This window comes from Evansella cellulosilytica DSM 2522, from assembly GCF_000177235.2.
Lineage (GTDB): Bacteria > Bacillota > Bacilli > Bacillales > Salisediminibacteriaceae > Evansella > Evansella cellulosilytica.
This window is the reverse complement of the sequence record NC_014829.1, coordinates 2,552,596-2,571,894: the sequence shown is the minus strand read 5'-3', so window position 1 is coordinate 2,571,894 and position 19,299 is coordinate 2,552,596. Positions and strand designations below refer to the sequence as shown.

General features: G+C 39.3%; 14 protein-coding genes, 3 rRNA genes, 2 pseudogenes and 2 riboswitches. Of the genes and pseudogenes, 15 read left to right on the top strand and 4 right to left on the bottom strand.

The features are described from left to right. Window positions 1–201: 201 nt before the first annotated feature. From queE to queC, 3 genes are read right to left on the bottom strand one after another with little or no spacing between them, the layout of a single operon-like run. Entirely contained in the window at window positions 202–930 is a 729-nt protein-coding gene (gene queE, locus BCELL_RS11760) for a 7-carboxy-7-deazaguanine synthase QueE (RefSeq protein ID WP_013488967.1), read from the bottom strand. Continuing rightward, on the bottom strand, window positions 923–1,390 hold the full coding sequence (gene queD / locus BCELL_RS11755) for a 6-carboxytetrahydropterin synthase QueD (RefSeq protein ID WP_013488966.1): 468 nt from the start codon (window positions 1,388–1,390) through the stop codon (window positions 923–925). Before queD ends, queE begins: the two co-directional genes overlap by 8 nt. Window positions 1,391–1,392: 2 nt before the next feature. Beyond that, window positions 1,393–2,049, bottom strand: a complete 657-nt coding sequence (gene queC, locus BCELL_RS11750) for a 7-cyano-7-deazaguanine synthase QueC (RefSeq protein WP_013488965.1) — start codon at window positions 2,047–2,049, stop codon at window positions 1,393–1,395. Between the two features lie 83 nt (window positions 2,050–2,132). Next, window positions 2,133–2,177: riboswitch (PreQ1 riboswitch) on the bottom strand. Window positions 2,178–2,310: 133 nt separating this feature from the next. Between queC and BCELL_RS11745 the strand changes: the two genes are divergently transcribed. The 4 genes from BCELL_RS11745 (at window position 2,311) to BCELL_RS22990 (ending at window position 4,841) form a co-directional block, all read left to right on the top strand. Beyond that, entirely contained in the window at window positions 2,311–2,838 is a 528-nt protein-coding gene (locus BCELL_RS11745) for an RNA polymerase sigma factor (protein WP_013488964.1), read from the top strand. Continuing rightward, a complete protein-coding gene (locus tag BCELL_RS11740; RefSeq protein ID WP_013488963.1) occupies window positions 2,822–4,180 on the top strand; it encodes a hypothetical protein in 1,359 nt (452 codons plus the stop codon). The genes BCELL_RS11745 and BCELL_RS11740 overlap by 17 nt, the downstream gene beginning before the upstream one ends. Window positions 4,181–4,418: 238 nt before the next feature. Beyond that, entirely contained in the window at window positions 4,419–4,592 is a 174-nt protein-coding gene (locus tag BCELL_RS22610) for a hypothetical protein (protein ID WP_013488962.1), read from the top strand. Between the two features lie 141 nt (window positions 4,593–4,733). Beyond that, a complete protein-coding gene (locus BCELL_RS22990; protein WP_041808243.1) occupies window positions 4,734–4,841 on the top strand; it encodes a putative holin-like toxin in 108 nt (35 codons plus the stop codon). 472 nt (window positions 4,842–5,313) lie between these two features. Here the strand turns inward: BCELL_RS22990 and BCELL_RS11730 are convergent, their stop codons facing one another. Further along, a complete protein-coding gene (locus tag BCELL_RS11730) occupies window positions 5,314–6,264 on the bottom strand; it encodes an agmatinase family protein (protein WP_013488961.1) in 951 nt (316 codons plus the stop codon). 138 nt (window positions 6,265–6,402) lie between these two features. Continuing rightward, window positions 6,403–6,482, top strand: a riboswitch (ZMP/ZTP riboswitch). A gap of 221 nt (window positions 6,483–6,703) precedes the next feature. Here BCELL_RS11730 and BCELL_RS11725 point away from each other — a divergent pair. From BCELL_RS11725 to BCELL_RS21655, 11 genes and pseudogenes are all read left to right on the top strand, one after another. Continuing rightward, window positions 6,704–7,903: a phosphoglycerate dehydrogenase gene (locus BCELL_RS11725; protein WP_013488960.1), complete on the top strand. Its 1,200-nt coding sequence runs from the start codon at window positions 6,704–6,706 to the stop codon at window positions 7,901–7,903. 432 nt (window positions 7,904–8,335) lie between these two features. Next, window positions 8,336–8,917 carry a hypothetical protein gene (locus BCELL_RS11720; protein ID WP_013488959.1) on the top strand — a complete coding sequence of 194 codons (582 nt, stop codon included), beginning with the start codon at window positions 8,336–8,338 and terminating at the stop codon, window positions 8,915–8,917. 42 nt (window positions 8,918–8,959) lie between these two features. Next, window positions 8,960–9,526, top strand: coding sequence for a hypothetical protein (locus BCELL_RS11715; protein WP_013488958.1), 567 nt, complete (start codon window positions 8,960–8,962; stop codon window positions 9,524–9,526). Between the two features lie 676 nt (window positions 9,527–10,202). Next, a 16S ribosomal RNA gene (locus BCELL_RS11710) occupies window positions 10,203–11,757 on the top strand. A gap of 327 nt (window positions 11,758–12,084) precedes the next feature. Further along, window positions 12,085–15,017 (top strand): 23S ribosomal RNA (locus BCELL_RS11705). A 69-nt stretch (window positions 15,018–15,086) separates the two neighbouring features. Beyond that, window positions 15,087–15,202: ribosomal RNA gene (gene rrf, locus BCELL_RS11700) — 5S ribosomal RNA — on the top strand. The 16S, 23S and 5S rRNA genes sit together here, the layout of an rRNA operon. Before the next feature lie 401 nt (window positions 15,203–15,603). Beyond that, window positions 15,604–15,732 carry a hypothetical protein gene (locus BCELL_RS23205; protein ID WP_280964377.1) on the top strand — a complete coding sequence of 43 codons (129 nt, stop codon included), beginning with the start codon at window positions 15,604–15,606 and terminating at the stop codon, window positions 15,730–15,732. A gap of 797 nt (window positions 15,733–16,529) precedes the next feature. Continuing rightward, window positions 16,530–16,658: pseudogene (locus tag BCELL_RS23340) on the top strand (LPXTG cell wall anchor domain-containing protein); the annotation flags it as partial. A gap of 77 nt (window positions 16,659–16,735) precedes the next feature. Continuing rightward, window positions 16,736–17,473, top strand: a pseudogene (bglS, locus tag BCELL_RS23335) (beta-glucanase); the annotation flags it as partial. A 39-nt stretch (window positions 17,474–17,512) separates the two neighbouring features. Beyond that, window positions 17,513–17,866, top strand: a complete 354-nt coding sequence (locus tag BCELL_RS23330) for a carbohydrate-binding protein (protein ID WP_425357461.1) — start codon at window positions 17,513–17,515, stop codon at window positions 17,864–17,866. A gap of 447 nt (window positions 17,867–18,313) precedes the next feature. Then, window positions 18,314–19,270: a peptidoglycan DD-metalloendopeptidase family protein gene (locus BCELL_RS21655; protein WP_013488956.1), complete on the top strand. Its 957-nt coding sequence runs from the start codon at window positions 18,314–18,316 to the stop codon at window positions 19,268–19,270. The last annotated feature ends 29 nt before the right edge of the window (window positions 19,271–19,299 follow it).

Genomic DNA, 19,299 nt, shown 5'->3' with positions numbered 1-19,299 from the left:
TGCTTTGTTTCATTTATATCATTTTACACATTCCTATTATGCAGCTTTAAATAGGTGTATGAGCATGGATTGTGTCGAATTGTTTAAATGTTTAGATAATTTTTGTCAAATCATGCGCTTACCAGGGAAATAATTTACTCAAAAAAATTCCCCCATTATTTCTTAATGAAAAAGTGGAGGAAATTGAATCGTTATTTTATATTAAACACCACGTCTATTCCCCCATAACAAAGTGTGAAGCTGTGGAAGAACGTGCACGCTATTGAGTGTTGAGGATACCATTACCTCGTTAACTAGCCATTTATATTTTTCAAGTAGCTTTTTCATAAGCCTTTCTTCATTATCCTCGTCTAGATCCTCATTTCCAACTTGTAAATATAAGGGGATGTGAGGGAAACGTTCATGTATCTTTTTTGCATAGGTCAAATCTTCATTTGTGAAAATAACTATTTTTAAACTAGTATATTGCAGACGATTGTTGGATGATAAATGACCGATGATTTCGTCAAGAATTTTCCAATTCGTAATCATTTGAGAACTAGGTGGTTTTGGGGAGAGTGTTAAATCATCTATCTTAAGAAACCACTCTTGCCAACGGCTACCTTGTGTTTCAAGTGCAACCTTTACGTTTTCGCTGTGTAATAAATTTATGAGTTCATCTAAGTGGGAGAACAGAGCGGGATTTCCACCAGAAATTGTAACATAATCAAAGGATTTCCCCCCATCCTTTTTGAGGCGACATAGAATCTCATCGGCTGTTAATTGTTTAATATCTTCTTTACTACTACCATCCCAAGTAAATGCGGAGTCACACCAACTGCAGCTATAGTCGCAACCTGCTGTACGCACAAACATCGTTTTTCTTCCTACAACCATGCCTTCGCCTTGGATAGTTGGACCAAAAATCTCAAGTACAGGAAATTTATACATCGATCATCCACTCTCGCTTCACTTCTGCATAACTAGTAGGCGTTTCAAAAAGTTTAACAAATTCTACTCTGCATTTATTTGGAAATGCTTGTAGTGCATGTTCCATTCTCTCAAAGATCCAAACAACCATATTCTCTGCAGTTGTGTTCATTTTTGGAAGTGTTTCATTTAAATAACGATGATCAAGATAAATCTCAATTTGCTCTTTCCATATTTGTTTTATGTCACTAAAGTCAATCACAAGTCCTATTTCATCAACATGACCACTGATGCCAAAAATTACCTTGTAAGTATGGCCATGTAAATTTTTACACTTCCCCTCATAACTATGAAGGTGATGAGCTGCATCAAAAGTAAACTCTTTACTTACTAACACTCGTTTATTATGATACTTTAAGTCTTTTCTTACTATATCCTTATCCATTTTTTGTAGATTTTCAACTATTTTAAAACCAAACATGATCAATTCTCCTTTTCAATTAAGTACTTCTCTAAGCCTTTTTTTCTAAGTTTACAGGCAGGGCAGTCGCCACAGCCATCGCCACGGATACCGTTGTAGCAAGTTAACGTTTTATCACGAACATATTGTAGCGCGTGAAGATCATCAGCGAGTTTCCACGTTTCAGATTTATCAAGCCACATGAGAGGGGTATGAATGACAAATTGATCGTCCATAGATAAATTTAGTGAGACGTTTAGTGACTTTATAAATACATCACGACAATCAGGATAACCACTAAAGTCTGTTTCACAAACACCAGTGACAATATGTTTGGCACCTATTTGCCTCGCTAAAATAGTGGCAAACGATAAAAATATTAAATTTCTTCCAGGTACAAATGTAGATGGTAATCCGCCAGCTTCTCCATCCTTGACCACAATTTCTTCTCTTGTCAATGCACTAGGTGCAAGCTGGTTTAATAACGACATATCCAAAATGTGGTGTTTTACTTTTAGTTCAGAAGTGATTTCTTTAGCTACTTGTATCTCTTCACTATGACGCTGGTGATAGTCAAATGTTACCGCTTCTACCTCATCATATTTTTTTAGTGCCCAAAATAAACAAGTTGTACTATCTTGTCCACCACTAAAGACAACAATGACTTTATTTTTATTCATAAAAAAATCCCCCTTTCAATATGAAAAAGAGAATTCTACTCACCCAAAAAAATAAAAAATAGACGATGCTTAAGGTAGGTATCGTCTCCTTAGTTTTTTATAGAGGGTGTAGCTAGAACCTCTGCTGCAGTTGCAGACTCATGATTTGTTTGTTGATACAATTGTAACATAGAACTCTTTTTATATAAATCTTATAATCATGTAACCTTTTTTATGAGCTATTCGTCTGAATATAGAATCTTGTTGAGTGGGGGTGTTCGTTTGTCTTTTGATAAAAAAATAGAATTAGAGCGATGGTATGAACAATATAGTGACTCTGTTTTTAAATATATTTGCATGATGACTAGAGATTATGAGCAGGCAGAGGATTTAATGCATGAAACCTTTATAAAGGCCTTTAAAAGTATCGACACATTTGAAGGAAGATCTAAAGTGAGGACTTACTTATTTCGAATTGCACATAATGTTACAATCGATTATTTACGCAAAAGTAAGCCCTTGAGAATAATAGAAAGCGTACTACTGAATAAAAAAGATACCTCTCCACTTCCTGAAGAGGTAATTAATATGAAAGAAAGCGTTCGAGAAATATATCGAGCATTGGGAAAGTTAAAGGCACCGTATCGAGAAGTAATTATTCTTAGAAAAATAAAAGGATTTTCTGTAAAAGAAGCGAGTGAAGTTTTAAGGTGGTCTGAAAATAAAGTAAAGGTTACTCTACACAGGGCGATGCCATTACTCCAACATGAGCTGGGGAAGGGGGAACTATGCTATGAAGAAACGAGATGATTTAGATAGAACTTTAATGTCAGTTGATGATGAAAGTGATTGGCACAGACAGGATAAACACCGCTTAAAAGAAAGGATTTTTCAAGATATTGAAAAAATGAATGGCAATGTCATCCGTAAACAAACCCATTCCTTAAAATACTATATTGCTGTCGTGTCTGTTAGTTTGTTATTGTTCATCTTATTATTCCCAAATCTACTTTCACTTTTTGATAGCGACATTGACCGATTCCCATCTTCGGCAAGTCGTATGAAAAATGTAACGGAAGAAGGCTATAATATTGAGATACAAAGAAAGATAGAGGAGAGAGACGGCTACCGTGTATTTCTACAAATAGAAAACGAATCGATTCATACATTTGAAGAAAATGAAATGTTCATTAAACATTTTGCGGGTGAATTAGAGATTGATAGCGTTGGGGAAGATTGGGTATTTTCTCCTAACCCCGAAGAGCTTTATGTCGATCGTCAATCGATACTTATTGAAGTAGAGGAAGTAAGAGGTTCTTTTGCTGAAATTGATGCAGGAAGTAGTGTAATTATAGATTTTTTTGTACCATCTAAGATAATAGAAGACCCTCATGTTGAAATAGTGTACCAAAGCGTCAAAATACCTCCAGTTAACGCGCGGACTAGTGATGGATTTCAGCATACCTTTCACGTTATTGATGTTAATAACGAAAAAGTTGGGATGTATGATGAAAGTCAGCATACACCAGTTTCACTTAAGTATGTTTTAGTGGTGTTATTCTTCATTGTCTCTTTATATATTATATGGCGCCATAAGACAAAAAGGATGGTTTTACTTATAGCTACCATTGTTATTGTTGCGCTAATGTATATAGGAATGAATATCATAAAGGATGATATTACGGAAATAGAAAACGTAGTAAATGAAATATCGTGGCCAATGATGGAAGTCGTTCATATAGAAATGTTAGATCATGGTGAGGCACTTGCTTTTTACGAACATGGTGGTGGAACACTCACTAGCTTTGGAAGCGTTCTTGTAAAGGAAACTTTTTTTGGTTGGAAAAATGTACGTGGTGGTTCTTCGTCACATATTTCAGCAAGACATCCTATGGGCTGGAACTATTCTAACTATGACTATGCGAACACAAGCTATCAAAGTTTATTGAATGGTAAACTTTTAAATGAAGAGATAGATGAAATTGTCATTACGATTCATAACATTGATAAGGAAGTTTCAGGAAATATCATTGATTATGGTGATGGTGAAAGGTTTTGGTACTATATTTCAGAGGATGACAATTTAGATGAAGTAACGATTTATGGAATTTCTAAGAATGGAGAAATAGTAGAGCAATACTCTAACAGATAACTATACAATTTATTAAGAGGAGCTTATGGGCTCCTTTTTTTTTAAGATGTAAAATTTATAATGTGAAAATTTCTCTACATATAGTAAATAGGTGAACCACACTAGAACTTTAATAGGAGGTTGAGAAAAATTTCATCGCTTTTATTTTCGTTTAGTTATTCTCTGGAATAAGATAGTGATTATCTACAAATTCTAGTTTAAGTAAAACTGTATTTTTTCATAAGGAGGTAAAGTGAAAATGTCAGAAGTTAACCGAGACGGAAATGTACATAAGCAACTTAACAATAATAAAAAGTTTGGTTTAGGTGAGGTTGCTCAAGAGCAGGAAAAATTACACGAAGAACAAGAAAAGAAAGATCACTTCTTATCGGAAAGAGTAAGGTATGAGAATGCAGATGATGTGTACGAATGAGCAAATAGAAGAGTGCTGTATCAAGTTTGTTTATAGCGTATGCTACTAGAAACGGGAACGTATGTTTGTTATAATAGAAGTGTAACTAAAACCTAATAAGCAAGGTGGCGGCGAAACTCCCTTACGGAAGGGGGTGATGCTTTGACGATATATGAATCATTAAGCTTAGTGGCATTATTTGGACAAGTTCTCATTGCGCTACTAGTGTTAATTGTATCAATTGTCGTCTTTATAAATAAAAAGAAATAGCCACCCTGCCGGCAAGTAAGGTGGCTATTTCTATATTAAGAAAGGTTTGACACCGCTTCTATTGCAAATTTTAGTTACATTGACTGAGCGTAGCTGCGTTCAGTCTTTTTATATTTTGTATCTTTATTTTTATTATACTAGAATGAATGAAGGGATAGCAAATTTTTGTTCGGGAAACTTTAACCTATGATCATAAATTAATCTTGTTTATGTTTGAAACCTTTCTTTATTCCTTGAATGTTTCCTTTGCGACTCTACATAATTTATTAACCTCAACAGAAACATCCCCCGAAAATATAGGTCCATGCTGAGACTGCAAACCCTCCGTGTAAGTTTGCCGCAAGTAGCCTGACCTAAGGGGCTCCTTTCTCAAAATCGATAACATATCTCGTCTATAATAGATGCAAAAAAGCGTCCTGAAGAGGAAGTCAACAACAAAGTTTAACTTAGCCTAATTTTAACAGGCTTTCTTTTAGTTCATCTGCTCCTGATGACGTATTTCACCAGCTAAAGCATAGAGTACAATAGTAGACGCGAAATGTGAGCTAAAATCATTGTTGTCTTGATGAGGGTAGACTTCTACAAAATCCATTCCACCAATTCCTTGCTTACAGATTTCATAAATGATCGTAAGTAATTCATGTGCGGTTAAGCCATTCCCATCGACAGGTCCACCAGGGTTAAAAGCATGATCAAGTACATCACTACAAATACTTAAATACACAATATCAGTATTAGTGGCAGCAATGTTATAAGCTTTCTTAGTCAATTCGCGTAAGTCTGAAGAATAGCGAACATCATTTATCGTAAATGTTGTTGCGCCTACCTCTTTTGCCAGTTTCCCATTTTCGGGTTTATTTCGTGGACCGTGAATTCCAAAATGTACGATACTTTCATTTCGAACACCTTCTGTTTCATATAGACGGGCGAATGGAGCACCACGCCCATAAGGGTCACCTTCAGAACTTTTATTGTTGTCATAGTGGGCATCCAAATGAATAATACCTACCCTTTTGTTTTTTGCTTCAATTAGACCTTCTATAATAGGGTATGTAATTCCATGGTCTCCACCAAGCGCAATTGGAAATGTATTCGTTTTCCATACATTTTTAGCGAAATTTTTAATTTCGTCTTTCGTTTTTTCTGGTTCTGCAGGTACTACAGAAACATCTCCTAAATCACCAAGTGTAAGATGATCAGTTATATTAATATGATCAAGTTCAGGTAAATAACCGCTGTATCTTGCTGAACATAGACGCATCACCTTCGGACCAAGTTCACATCCAGTATAATCACCCCAAGTAACAGCGCCTTCCCAAGGAACACCATAAAAAACAACGTCTACCTCTTTGTTAGGTGAGTTAACTAAATTTTCACTCCCTAAAAAACAAGGTGTATTTCCGTAAATCATGTCTTTGCTCATACTCTCCCTCCTTGTAGTAACTATTCCCTTTTTAAAAGTATATAATCTTGATGTTACAGAACTTTTAAAAAAGCGAATAAATAATTAAAAATTTTTATTGAAGTTTACTGAACATTTTGATACTATGAAAGAAATCAAAAGGCTATGTGTAACTGGCGAAAGCGGATAACCGTAGGGGAGCACATAGTATCGAAAAGCCGTTCGCCTGGGCAGAGGTAAGGGAATTCCCCCCTTACCTCTTTATGTATATTTTGAGGGGGGATTAATACATCAAGGCGTGAGGTAACATAGTAAATTGAGCATTCATATATTTCATAATCTTACTGTTACATCGTAAATCAATGTTTTTGACTTTGTTAATTACTGAGCATACTTAATTGGGAATCTGAACGAAATCCCGTAGAGGGCATAAAAATAAAGTGAAAGAGGAGATATTAAGATGAGTGTAAATGCTGTTGAAAAGGTAAGTACAATAAAGACGTTAAATAATATAGCGGAAAGAGGATTGGATGTATTTAGCAAGGATAAATATAAAATAGATGACACGAGCGACAGTCCTGACGCTATTGTAGTTCGAAGCTATAACATGCATAGTATTGATTTTGATAGTAATTTAAAAGCGATTGCGCGTGCTGGTGCTGGTGTAAACAATATTCCGGTAGATAATTGTACAGAGAAAGGTATAGTAGTTTTTAATACACCTGGAGCTAATGCAAATGCAGTAAAAGAAATCGTATTAACTTCTTTAATTGCTTCTTCACGTAACCTTTTCGATGGTATCTCTTGGATTAATACAATAGCAGATAAAGGTGAGGAAATTCCTAAGCTTGTGGAAGCAGGGAAAAAGCAGTTTGTCGGAAAAGAGATTAAAGGGAAAACGTTAGGTGTTATCGGTTTAGGTGCTATCGGTGCACTAGTTGCAAACGATGCTTTAGATTTAGATATGGAGGTTATCGGATTCGATCCTTTCATATCCGTTGATACAGCTTGGAATTTATCCCGAAATGTTCATAGAGCGATGTCGATTGAACAATTATTTGCTTATGCTGATTACATTTCTGTGCACGTACCATTAACAAATGATACTAAAGGGATGTTTAATGAAGAAACATTTAAACTAATGAAGCCAGATGTACACATATTAAATTTCTCTCGTGGAGAACTCGTAAATGAAGCGGATATGGCAGTGGCACTTGAAAATGGGAAAGTAGGAAAGTATATAACAGACTTCCCGAATGAACGTGTGTTAAAAATGAAAAATGCAATCCCGATCCCGCATTTAGGGGCGTCTACTCAAGAATCGGAGGAAAATTGCGCAGTAATGGCGGCAAAACAGCTTAAAGAATTTTTGGAAACTGGAAATATCAAAAACTCTGTAAATTTCCCAAATGCATCTTTACCATATACAGGTAAACGCCGTGTAGCAGCTTTCCATCAAAATGTACCTAATATGGTTGGTCAAATCACTTCAGCAATATCAGACTATAGTTTAAATATTGCAGACATGGTGAATAGAAGTCGTGGAGAGTACGCTTATACAATGATCGATATAGACAACAAAGTAAATGGCGAAACAATTCCAGGCTTAATAGACAAATTGAGTGAGATTGAAGGTATTGTAACAGTTCGAGTGATTTAAGTAGATGCTATAAAATTTAAAAAATGATAAGAGTGTGACCCGTAAGCTACTAAAAGTACTGGCAATGTTTACACTCGCCGCGAGCCCACTACAAATTGTAGTGGGCTTTTTCAAGTGAATGTGGCGTCTACACACAATTGCATAAAATAGGTAAAAATGAATTTTTTGAGTCTCTATTTTATAAAGAAAAAATATAAATTTTCTAATCTAAGTCTAGATTCAGGCAACAAACCTCGTGACAAATTACCTACCCGATTATTAGTGAGTCCACTAAAAAAGTGAAAAACTTGCTATTTTGTTGCATTAATAGAAAAAACGTAATACAGCTTCACGAAGCTGTTATTACGTTTTTTTGATTTAATTTATGTTATTTAACCTCTCTTTAACATTCGTGTATTAGTATAGTGTGGTGGAAAATAAAGGGGGGATAACATGAGCAAATATTTTATTTATACTCTGATTTATGTCGCATTCTTATTACTTTTCGGATGTAGCTCGGAAGAGGATCGCAACCGAGATATAAATGAGACATTTTCAACGAATGAGTTAGATGAAAGAGATACAGATGGTGATGTAGAGGAGGAGACTGAAGAAGAACTTGATGAAGTCTCAGCAGAAAATACGGATGCTAGTGTGGGTAACAATGAGAGTATTAATGTGGAAAGTAAAGAAGGAGACCTCGTTGATAAAGGGTTAGAAATGCCGGAGGAAATTCCATCATTTATACCAATTCCGGAAGGTGCGGTAATTGAGGATATTTCTGAACATACAGATGATATGCATCACATTATTCAAGTGAGGCTTGTAGTGAATGTTGAATTTGAAGAACTGAAACCTCTTTATGATAATACTGCGGTAGAAAATGGCTGTGAAATAGCATCTTCTAATTTGTTGAGTAATTTATTCAACCTAGCTTGTCATAATCAAGATATAGGAGAAGGGTTTCACATTCATGCTGAAAGGAAGGATGGCGAAGCAGTTTCAATAAGATTGCAATATATAATTGAACAATAATAGTCACTTGTAACAAAAATTTAAAATAAGGGAGTATTATGTATGAATAAAAGGACTCAATTCATTATTCTTTTAATGTTCACAACTTCTTTACTAGCTGGTTGTTTTAACATTCCATTTCTTGATCAAGTGGATATTAATGTAGATGACGATAAGTTTGATCTCACAATAAGGGACGAGGATGGGGAAGCTTCGTTTGATTTTAGTGGAGACGAAACCGATGGATTTCAAATGAATGTAAGCGATGGAGAAGGAGAGAATGTTGAAGTAACATTTGGGAGTACAGAAATCCCAGAAGATTTTCCAGCATTTATACCAATACCAGAAAACGCAAAAACAGATTCGGTAACCTCTTATACTGAGGACAACTACAATGCTATTAATGTATACTTATCAGGAAGTGGAAATATTGAAGAGTTAAGCGATTTATATGAAAACACGATAAACAGTAACGGATTTGACATTGGTTATACGTACAGTACAGAAAACCATGTGACTTATAGTGCTGAAAATAAAGAGAATAATCAAGTGCTCAATGTAGTGATCAATTTTGATGAAGATAACACCTACTCACTCATTCTTTCTTTTCATTTTACAGAAGAGGGATAAATTTTTCTTCTATATAATATGTAATAACTAGATTAACTTTTTAGTGAATCACTTTAAGGTTGATCTTTTTAATTAGCTATTCCAATTAGTTTTAATATTATAATGATAGAACGAGATAAAACTTTTGGGAATTAGTATGTTGTGATAAAACTTAATATTAGCTAATTAGATGCCTTCGAGTCCTCGATACACGGAGATATTATTTAAGGGAGAGTTACTATTTATAATACTACTTGCATGAAATAACTTGTACTGTATAAGAAGCTTCATCGTGGAAAATAGAAAATAAAAAAATTCCAAAAGTTACCTTTGCATCACGTTGTCGAGACATGTTATATTAAATGTCCAAGTTATTTCATAACAACTTTCATAAATTTTATTGAAATAATTATTGACGTGAAAACTTGGATTGTGATATTATATAAATCTGTCGTTAAAAGTATAATGACATTAACACAAAAAAAGTTGTTGACAGCAAATTGTTATCCTGATATAGTATAAGAGTTGCTGCAAAAACAACAACATGAATTTTGACCTTTGAAAACTAAACAAAAAGCCAAGCGAAGTGGGATAGACACATTGGTCGTATATACGATTGATGAAAGGATATCCCGTCAATAAGATTTAAAAATTAGCCAAAATTTGGCTTGATGTCAGAGACATCGAACTCAACAATTTTTTGGAGAGTTTGATCCTGGCTCAGGACGAACGCTGGCGGCGTGCCTAATACATGCAAGTCGAGCGGATCAATTAAGAGCTTGCTCTTATGAGATCAGCGGCGGACGGGTGAGTAACACGTGGGCAACCTGCCTTACAGACTGGGATAACTCCGGGAAACCGAAGCTAATACCGGATGATCAACGGAACCGCATGGTTCTATTGTAAAAGTTGGGATTTATCCTAACACTGTGAGATGGGCCCGCGGCGCATTAGCTAGTTGGTGAGGTAATGGCTCACCAAGGCAACGATGCGTAGCCGACCTGAGAGGGTGATCGGCCACACTGGAACTGAGACACGGTCCAGACTCCTACGGGAGGCAGCAGTAGGGAATCATCCGCAATGGGCGAAAGCCTGACGGTGCAACGCCGCGTGAACGATGAAGGTCTTCGGATTGTAAAGTTCTGTTGTTAGGGAAGAACAAGTGCCATTCAAATAGGTTGGCACCTTGACGGTACCTAACCAGAAAGCCCCGGCTAACTACGTGCCAGCAGCCGCGGTAATACGTAGGGGGCAAGCGTTGTCCGGAATTATTGGGCGTAAAGCGCGCGCAGGCGGTCTCTTAAGTCTGATGTGAAAGCCCACGGCTCAACCGTGGAGGGTCATTGGAAACTGGGGGACTTGAGTGTAGGAGAGGAAAGTGGAATTCCACGTGTAGCGGTGAAATGCGTAGATATGTGGAGGAACACCAGTGGCGAAGGCGACTTTCTGGCCTACAACTGACGCTGAGGCGCGAAAGCGTGGGGAGCAAACAGGATTAGATACCCTGGTAGTCCACGCCGTAAACGATGAGTGCTAGGTGTTAGGGGTTTCGATACCCTTAGTGCCGCAGTTAACACATTAAGCACTCCGCCTGGGGAGTACGGCCGCAAGGCTGAAACTCAAAGGAATTGACGGGGGCCCGCACAAGCAGTGGAGCATGTGGTTTAATTCGAAGCAACGCGAAGAACCTTACCAGGTCTTGACATCCTCTGACACTCCTAGAGATAGGACGTTCCCCTTCGGGGGACAGAGTGACAGGTGGTGCATGGTTGTCGTCAGCTCGTGTCGTGAGATGTTGGGTTAAGTCCCGCAACGAGCGCAACCCTTGATCTTAGTTGCCAGCATTCAGTTGGGCACTCTAAGGTGACTGCCGGTGACAAACCGGAGGAAGGTGGGGATGACGTCAAATCATCATGCCCCTTATGACCTGGGCTACACACGTGCTACAATGGGTGGTACAAAGGGCAGCAAAGCCGCGAGGCCGAGCGAATCCCATAAAGCCACTCTCAGTTCGGATTGCAGGCTGCAACTCGCCTGCATGAAGCCGGAATTGCTAGTAATCGCGGATCAGCATGCCGCGGTGAATACGTTCCCGGGCCTTGTACACACCGCCCGTCACACCACGAGAGTTTGTAACACCCGAAGTCGGTGAGGTAACCTTTTGGAGCCAGCCGCCGAAGGTGGGACAGATGATTGGGGTGAAGTCGTAACAAGGTATCCCTACCGGAAGGTGGGGATGGATCACCTCCTTTCTAAGGAGCAGTTATTTTCTACAACAACTGTAGAAACATAAAGCTCATTACTTTCGAACTTCGCTTTGGTACTTTTTGTTTAGTTTTGAGAGGTCATACTCTCAAAATAAAGTCGTTGTGCTCGCTGAACGCTAACGCGTATCAGTTCAAAAGACAGCACAACTACTTGATTATCGCACACTTGCGTGGTGCGATTTGTCCTTTGAAAACTAGATAACAAAAACTGATTTAAATGATCACCAGTAGATATCAATAGAAGTCTATTCTTCTAACGAAATCAACTGTGTGTCTTAGTTAAGGCGAATGTAAGACGCCACACTTTTTAGTGGTTAAGCTAGAAAGGGCGCACGGTGAATGCCTTGGCACTAGGAGCCGACGAAGGACGGGACGAACACCGATATGCTTCGGGGAGCTGTAAGTAAGCTTTGATCCGGAGATTTCCGAATGGGGGAACCCACCATCCGTAATGGGATGGTATCCATACTTGAATACATAGGGTATGAGAAGGCAGACCTGGGGAACTGAAACATCTTAGTACCCAGAGGAAGAGAAAGCAAATGCGATTTCCTGAGTAGCGGCGAGCGAAACGGAATTAGCCCAAACCAAGAGGCTTGCCTCTTGGGGTTGTAGGACACTCCACACGGAGTTACAAAGAAACAGCGTAGGTGAAGCGATCTGGAAAGGTCTGCGAGACAAGGTAACAGCCCTGTAGCCGAAACGTTGTTTCCTCCGGAGTGTATCCTGAGTACGGCGGGACACGTGAAACCCCGTCGGAATCCGGGAGGACCATCTCCCAAGGCTAAATACTCCCTAGTGACCGATAGTGAACCAGTACCGTGAGGGAAAGGTGAAAAGCACCCCGGGAGGGGAGTGAAATAGATCCTGAAACCGTGTGCCTACAAGTAGTTGGAGCCCGTTAATGGGTGACAGCGTGCCTTTTGTAGAATGAACCGGCGAGTTACGATAACGTGCGAGGTTAAGTTGAAGAGACGGAGCCGCAGCGAAAGCGAGTCTGAATAGGGCGCCATAGTACGTTGTTGTAGACCCGAAACCGTGTGATCTACCCATGTCCAGGGTGAAGTCCAGGTAACACTGGATGGAGGCCCGAACCCACGCACGTTGAAAAGTGCGGGGATGAGGTGTGGGTAGGGGTGAAATGCCAATCGAACACGGAAATAGCTGGTTCTCCCCGAAATAGCTTTAGGGCTAGCCTCGAGGTGAGAGTATTGGAGGTAGAGCACTGATTGGACTAGGGGTCCCCACAGGATTACCGAATTCAGTCAAACTCCGAATGCCATTTACTTATCCTCGGGAGTCAGACTGCGAGTGCTAAGATCCGTAGTCAAGAGGGAAACAGCCCAGACCATCAGCTAAGGTCCCAAAGTATACGTTAAGTGGAGAAGGATGTGGAGTTGCTTAGACAACCAGGATGTTGGCTTAGAAGCAGCCACCATTGAAAGAGTGCGTAATAGCTCACTGGTCGAGTGACTCTGCGCCGAAAATGTACCGGGGCTAAACGTATCACCGAAGCTATGGATTGTCCTTACGGACAGTGGTAGGGGAGCGTTCCAAGGGCGTTGAAGCATGACCGGAAGGACATGTGGAGCGCTTGGAAGTGAGAATGCCGGTATGAGTAGCGAAAAGAGGGGTGAGAATCCCCTCCGTCGAAAGCCTAAGGTTTCCTGAGGAAGGCTCGTCCGCTCAGGGTAAGTCGGGACCTAAGCCGAGGCCGAAAGGCGTAGGCGATGGCAAACAGGTTGAAATTCCTGTACCACCACGTCACCGTTTGAGCAACGGGGGGACGCAGGAAGGTAGGGTAAGCGCACTGATGGATATGTGCGTCGAAGCAGTGAGGCTGACAAGTAGGCAAATCCGCTTGTCATAAGGCTGAGCTGTGATCGCGAGGGAAATTATAGTACCGAAGTTCCTGATCCTACACTGCCAAGAAAAGCCTCTAGCGAGGTGACTGGTGCCCGTACCGCAAACCGACACAGGTAGGCGGGAAGAGAATTCTAAGACGCGCGGGAGAACTCTCGTTAAGGAACTCGGCAAAATGACCCCGTAACTTCGGGAGAAGGGGTGCTCTATTAGGGTGTATGCCCGAGAGAGCCGCAGTGAATAGGCCCAAACGACTGTTTATCAAAAACACAGGTCTCTGCCAAGTCGTAAGGCGAAGTATAGGGGCTGACACCTGCCCGGTGCTGGAAGGTTAAGAGGAGGGGTTATCCTTCGGGAGAAGCTCTGAATTGAAGCCCCAGTAAACGGCGGCCGTAACTATAACGGTCCTAAGGTAGCGAAATTCCTTGTCGGGTAAGTTCCGACCCGCACGAAAGGTGCAACGATTTGGGCACTGTCTCAACGAGAGACCCGGTGAAATTATATTACCTGTGAAGATGCAGGTTACCTGCGACAGGACGGAAAGACCCCATGGAGCTTTACTGTAGCTTGATATTGGATTTTGGTACAACTTGTACAGGATAGGTAGGAGCCTTGGAAGCCGGAGCGCTAGCTTCGGTGGAGGCGTCGGTGGGATACTACCCTGGTTGTACTGGAATTCTAACCTCGGTCCGTAATCCGGATCAGGGACAGTGTCAGGTGGGCAGTTTGACTGGGGCGGTCGCCTCCTAAAAAGTAACGGAGGCGCCCAAAGGTTCCCTCAGAATGGTTGGAAATCATTCGTAGAGTGCAAAGGCATAAGGGAGCTTGACTGCGAGACATACAGGTCGAGCAGGGACGAAAGTCGGGCTTAGTGATCCGGCGGCACCGTATGGAAGGGCCGTCGCTCAACGGATAAAAGCTACCCTGGGGATAACAGGCTAATCTCCCCCAAGAGTCCACATCGACGGGGAGGTTTGGCACCTCGATGTCGGCTCATCGCATCCTGGGGCTGAAGTAGGTCCCAAGGGTTGGGCTGTTCGCCCATTAAAGCGGTACGCGAGCTGGGTTCAGAACGTCGTGAGACAGTTCGGTCCCTATCCGTCGCAGGCGTAGGAAATTTGAGAGGAGCTGTCCTTAGTACGAGAGGACCGGGATGGACACACCGCTGGTGTACCAGTTGTTCCGCCAGGAGCATAGCTGGGTAGCTACGTGTGGAAGGGATAAGTGCTGAAAGCATCTAAGCATGAAGCCCCCCTCAAGATGAGATTTCCCATCACGTAAGTGAGTAAGATCCCTCAGAGATGATGAGGTTGATAGGTCTCATGTGGAAGCATGGCGACATGTGAAGCTGAGAGATACTAATCGATCGAGGGCTTAACCAAACTTTACTAAGACGATCATTTAATCAGAATATGTTATCTAGTTTTGAGAGGATAAACTCTCATACATAGTCCAGTGACGATAGCGGAGAGGTCACACCCGTTCCCATGCCGAACACGGTAGTTAAGCTCTCCAGCGCCGATGATAGTTGGGGGTTTCCCCCTGTGAAAGTAGGACGTTGCTGGGCAGATAAAGTCATCCTCAATAGAGAGTGGCTTTTTTTATTTTGTTTAGGATTTGGGCTTTTGTGTACCGAAGGTAGGGTTTGATTTGATAAATGTGGTGAAATGAATGAGGAGTGTTCTTTTAGGGAGGGGCAATGATGCGTTAGATATAGTATATGGAAACGAATAAAGTGTGTCATAGAAGTGGAATGATGCATGAGAAAGTGGGAGGAACGGAATAAAGTGTATCATACGAGGCCAATGACACGCGAGAAAGTAGTGGGAATGAAATAAAGTGTGTCATACGAAGGCAATGACGCATGAGAATGTTGGAGGAAACGAATAAGGTGTATCATACGAGCTCAATGACACGTGAGAAAGTAGTGGGATCAAAATAAAGTGTGTCATAGAAGTGCAATGACACGTGAAGATTTATGTGGAAACGAATAAAGTGTGTCATACGAAGGCAATGACGCATGAGAAAGTAGTAGGAACAAATAAAGTGTATCATAGAAGTGCAATGACACGTGAGAAAGTATGTCGATACGAATAAAGTGTGTCATAGCTAAGCAATGCTACCCGAAAATCAAAAAAACAATTCACGAATATCATCATAGAGAAGCAATGCTGCCCCAAAAGCCAAACCTCATTCAACGAAGGTCATCATAGAGAAGCAATGCTGCCCCAAAAGCCAAACCTCATTCAACGAAGGTCATCATAGGAAGCCAATGCTACCCCAAAACCAAGACCGCACTCAACGAAGGTCACCATAGGCAAGCAATGCTGCCCGAAAATTTAAAACTCAATGCACAAAGGTCGTCATAGAAGTTCAATTGTATCCAAAAGAAAAAACCACCGAACAAAAATAAATTATAGAACAGTAGTGATACTACTTTCCAAAAAGAAGCACAAACCAATATCAATTATCACAGGAGAACAAAGCTTTCTTTAAAAAATAATAATACCAAAGTTAAAATACAACGATAAATACAAGGAGATAATGATTGAAATTAAAAAGAATATAGAATATAATAATATTTGAAAACGCTTTCCAACACAGTGGGTTACAAAAGTTATAAATATTACATATTAGTAATATTTATTATTTTTTTACCACAACTAACGCGCGTTAGTCATTTGATCTTTTATCGTATGAAGTAAAATTCATAAGTAAGTAAATCAGAATCCTACATTAAAAAGAAAGCGTTTACTATAAAGGGGGGATGATTATTTAGGTTTCTGTAAGGAACAGAAGGTCCAGGAACTGAAGAGCCTCAAATAGAAGATCCAGTTATCTAAGATAAAGAAGACGAGGAAGCTGAAGATGCTATATAATCTAGCAACAAAGATGGTGAAAAATTACCTGATACAGCTACTTCTTTCTATAACAATTTACTTATTGGTCTCTTAGCTCTTGCGACTGGAATTGTTATTTACTTCAGAACAGTAAAAAAAAGTAGTAGCTTAGTAGAAAAATAGTTATTTTGCTGCATCAAGTTCAATCTAGCTAACTATAGAAAGATATCTCAATAAAACTATATTTAGGAGTGATTATTATTAAAATTAACAAAGCTATTAGAATCGTTGTGCTGACGCTAATGATGATGTCTTTAATGGGGGTGACATTTGCTTATAACCCAGTAACTGAGGACGAAGTTTATCATTCGTTCCAAGGTCACGATCATCATAACTGGCAGATTTCTGATGGTTGGAGGAATGACGATGTCTTTTTCGGTTGTCATTGGAGTGAAGACCGGGTTAATTTTAATGGAGGGGAAATGGAGTTATCGCTTCGTACAAATTATTCTTACGAAGCCCCGTATAACTATGAGTGTGCAGAGTATGCGACGAGTAATTTTTATGGATATGGGTTGTATGAAGTGTCTATGAAACCATCAAATGTATCGGGGGTAATTTCTTCTTTCTTCACATATACAGGTCCTTCATATAACGGAGCACCATGGGATGAAATTGATATTGAATTTCTAGGAAACGACACTACGAAGGTTCAATTCAATTATTATACGGACGGTGTAGGAGGGAATGAAATACTTTACGATTTAGGGTTTGATGCAGCAGATAGTTTTAATACGTATGCGTTTGACTGGCAAGAGGATCATATAAGTTGGTATGTTAACGGGGAGTTGGTGGCAACTGCAACGGAGAACATACCAAGTAATCCAAGTAAGATTATGATGAATATTTGGAATACGTATGGTATTGATGAATGGGCTGGTCAATATAATGGTCAGAATGCTCAAGCGACATACGAATGGGTACGTTATACTCCAAACAATGGGGATTCGTATAGCCCAACAGCTCCTGACTTTCAATTGCACGCGTGTGATTTTAATGATGCAAGTGGAGTAAACTCTTGGGATTGTGGCATCGGTGGATTTGATCCAGGTAATTGGATTAAATTTAATAATGTAGATTTATCTACTGGTTATAATGCTTTTGCAGTTAGTTATGCATCTGCGCTCAGCGGTAGTTTTGATATTCGAATAGGAAGTCCAAATGGGCAAATAATTGGAACTGTCAATTACGAACCTACAGGAGATTGGGGTACTTATCAATGGAGTGGAACTCCTTCGTTAGATTCAACTGTACATGGAGTGCATGATATATATATTGTATCAACGAATGGTTCAGCGAATTTAAGTGAGTTTTGGTTCAAGAATGAATAGTTAAATATAAAATAATAATGAATAATATTCGTATTGGGTTGTCCAAAGGTATCAATACCTTCTGAGACGGCCCTTTTTTTGAATAAATAACTAAGTAAAATGATATTGGTATTTGAGAAGCTAGATATTTTTGCATTTTGTTTTTTTAGTATGCCATGGAAACAGAAAATTCAATCTTAACTAAATGTCTATCATATAAAGATACTTAGGACAATTTGTGATGTATCAAAAGGTAAAGTATAACATTGTTAACATCATTGAATTCGAGAATATAAGCAGTAGGTGTCGTTTCATCAAAACCTATTAGTGTACATTGAAGAGAAGCAAGGCTGGGATTTATAAACATAAAATATGATTACTACCATATATATTTACTACTAATATTTATAAAAGATTATAGAAAAGCATTTTTAGTATTATCTTATTTAAAGAAAGAAGTGGTGTTCTTTGAGTAGTCGTCATAAATACCAAAAACCTTGGAATATTATCCTTTTTTCGGATCCTAAGACTACAATTAAAAAATTTCATATAACTAAATTCATGCTTATTTGCTCAATAGTTCTATTCTCTCTCGTATCTGCTTTAATATCAGTCTATATTTATTTACTGTTTGAAGAGAAAAATGTAGAAAATGAATTATTAAATGAAGAAATATTATTAAGAGATCAACAAATAGAAGTTGCCAATAATGAAGTTGAAGAGGTGAAAAGAGAGTATACTTCTCTTCAAATAGAGGCTGTAGAAGTACAGCAATCTATTGAAAAGTTTAGAGCTTATGAGGAACAGTTGAATGAATTGGAGCTAGAATTACCTGGAGGACGAAATTACAAAGATGACGGTAGTGGAGGTATTGAATTCCCTTCTAAAATAGAGGAAATAAATGATATATCTAATAGACTAACTGAAATACGAGATGACTTACCGAACTTAATAAATGAATTTGAAATAGCAATTGATCGACTAATAGCTTACGAAGAAGAATTACGCTCAATACCGACTATAATGCCAACGGAAGGAGGTAGAATCACTTCTACTTTTGGTAATAGGATAGACCCAATCACACGCTCTTCATCTTTTCATTCAGGGATAGATATTGCAAGTACTCTTAATACTCCAATCTATGCAACTGCGGATGGTACAGTTACGGAGGCTGGTTGGGATAGTGGGGGATATGGCAGGATGGTAGTCATTAAGCATAATGATGCCTATGAGACGGTATATGCACACTTAAATAGTATAGAAGTAAGTGCTGGTGACTATGTAAAAAAAGGAGAAATGATAGGAGGGATGGGGAGTACAGGCAGGAGTACAGGTGTACATCTTCATTATGAAATCTTGAGAAATGGAGAATATGTAGATCCATACCAATATATGATCTTTCACGAAAATTTGATAATAGAATAATTTAGGAGGTGTTGATCCAGGTTTCCTGG

What these genes read in the sequence shown, in the direction of transcription:
- queE (WP_013488967.1), bottom strand. Translation starts at nt 930, where the DNA reads ATGTATAAATTTCCTGTACTTGAGATTTTTGGTCCAACTATCCAAGGC.
- queD (WP_013488966.1), bottom strand. Translation starts at nt 1,390, where the DNA reads ATGTTTGGTTTTAAAATAGTTGAAAATCTACAAAAAATGGATAAGGAT.
- queC (WP_013488965.1), bottom strand. Translation starts at nt 2,049, where the DNA reads ATGAATAAAAATAAAGTCATTGTTGTCTTTAGTGGTGGACAAGATAGT.
- BCELL_RS11740 (WP_013488963.1), top strand. Translation starts at nt 2,822, where the DNA reads ATGAAGAAACGAGATGATTTAGATAGAACTTTAATGTCAGTTGATGAT.
- BCELL_RS22610 (WP_013488962.1), top strand. Translation starts at nt 4,419, where the DNA reads ATGTCAGAAGTTAACCGAGACGGAAATGTACATAAGCAACTTAACAAT.
- BCELL_RS11730 (WP_013488961.1), bottom strand. Translation starts at nt 6,264, where the DNA reads ATGAGCAAAGACATGATTTACGGAAATACACCTTGTTTTTTAGGGAGT.
- BCELL_RS11725 (WP_013488960.1), top strand. Translation starts at nt 6,704, where the DNA reads ATGAGTGTAAATGCTGTTGAAAAGGTAAGTACAATAAAGACGTTAAAT.
- BCELL_RS11720 (WP_013488959.1), top strand. Translation starts at nt 8,336, where the DNA reads ATGAGCAAATATTTTATTTATACTCTGATTTATGTCGCATTCTTATTA.
- BCELL_RS11715 (WP_013488958.1), top strand. Translation starts at nt 8,960, where the DNA reads ATGAATAAAAGGACTCAATTCATTATTCTTTTAATGTTCACAACTTCT.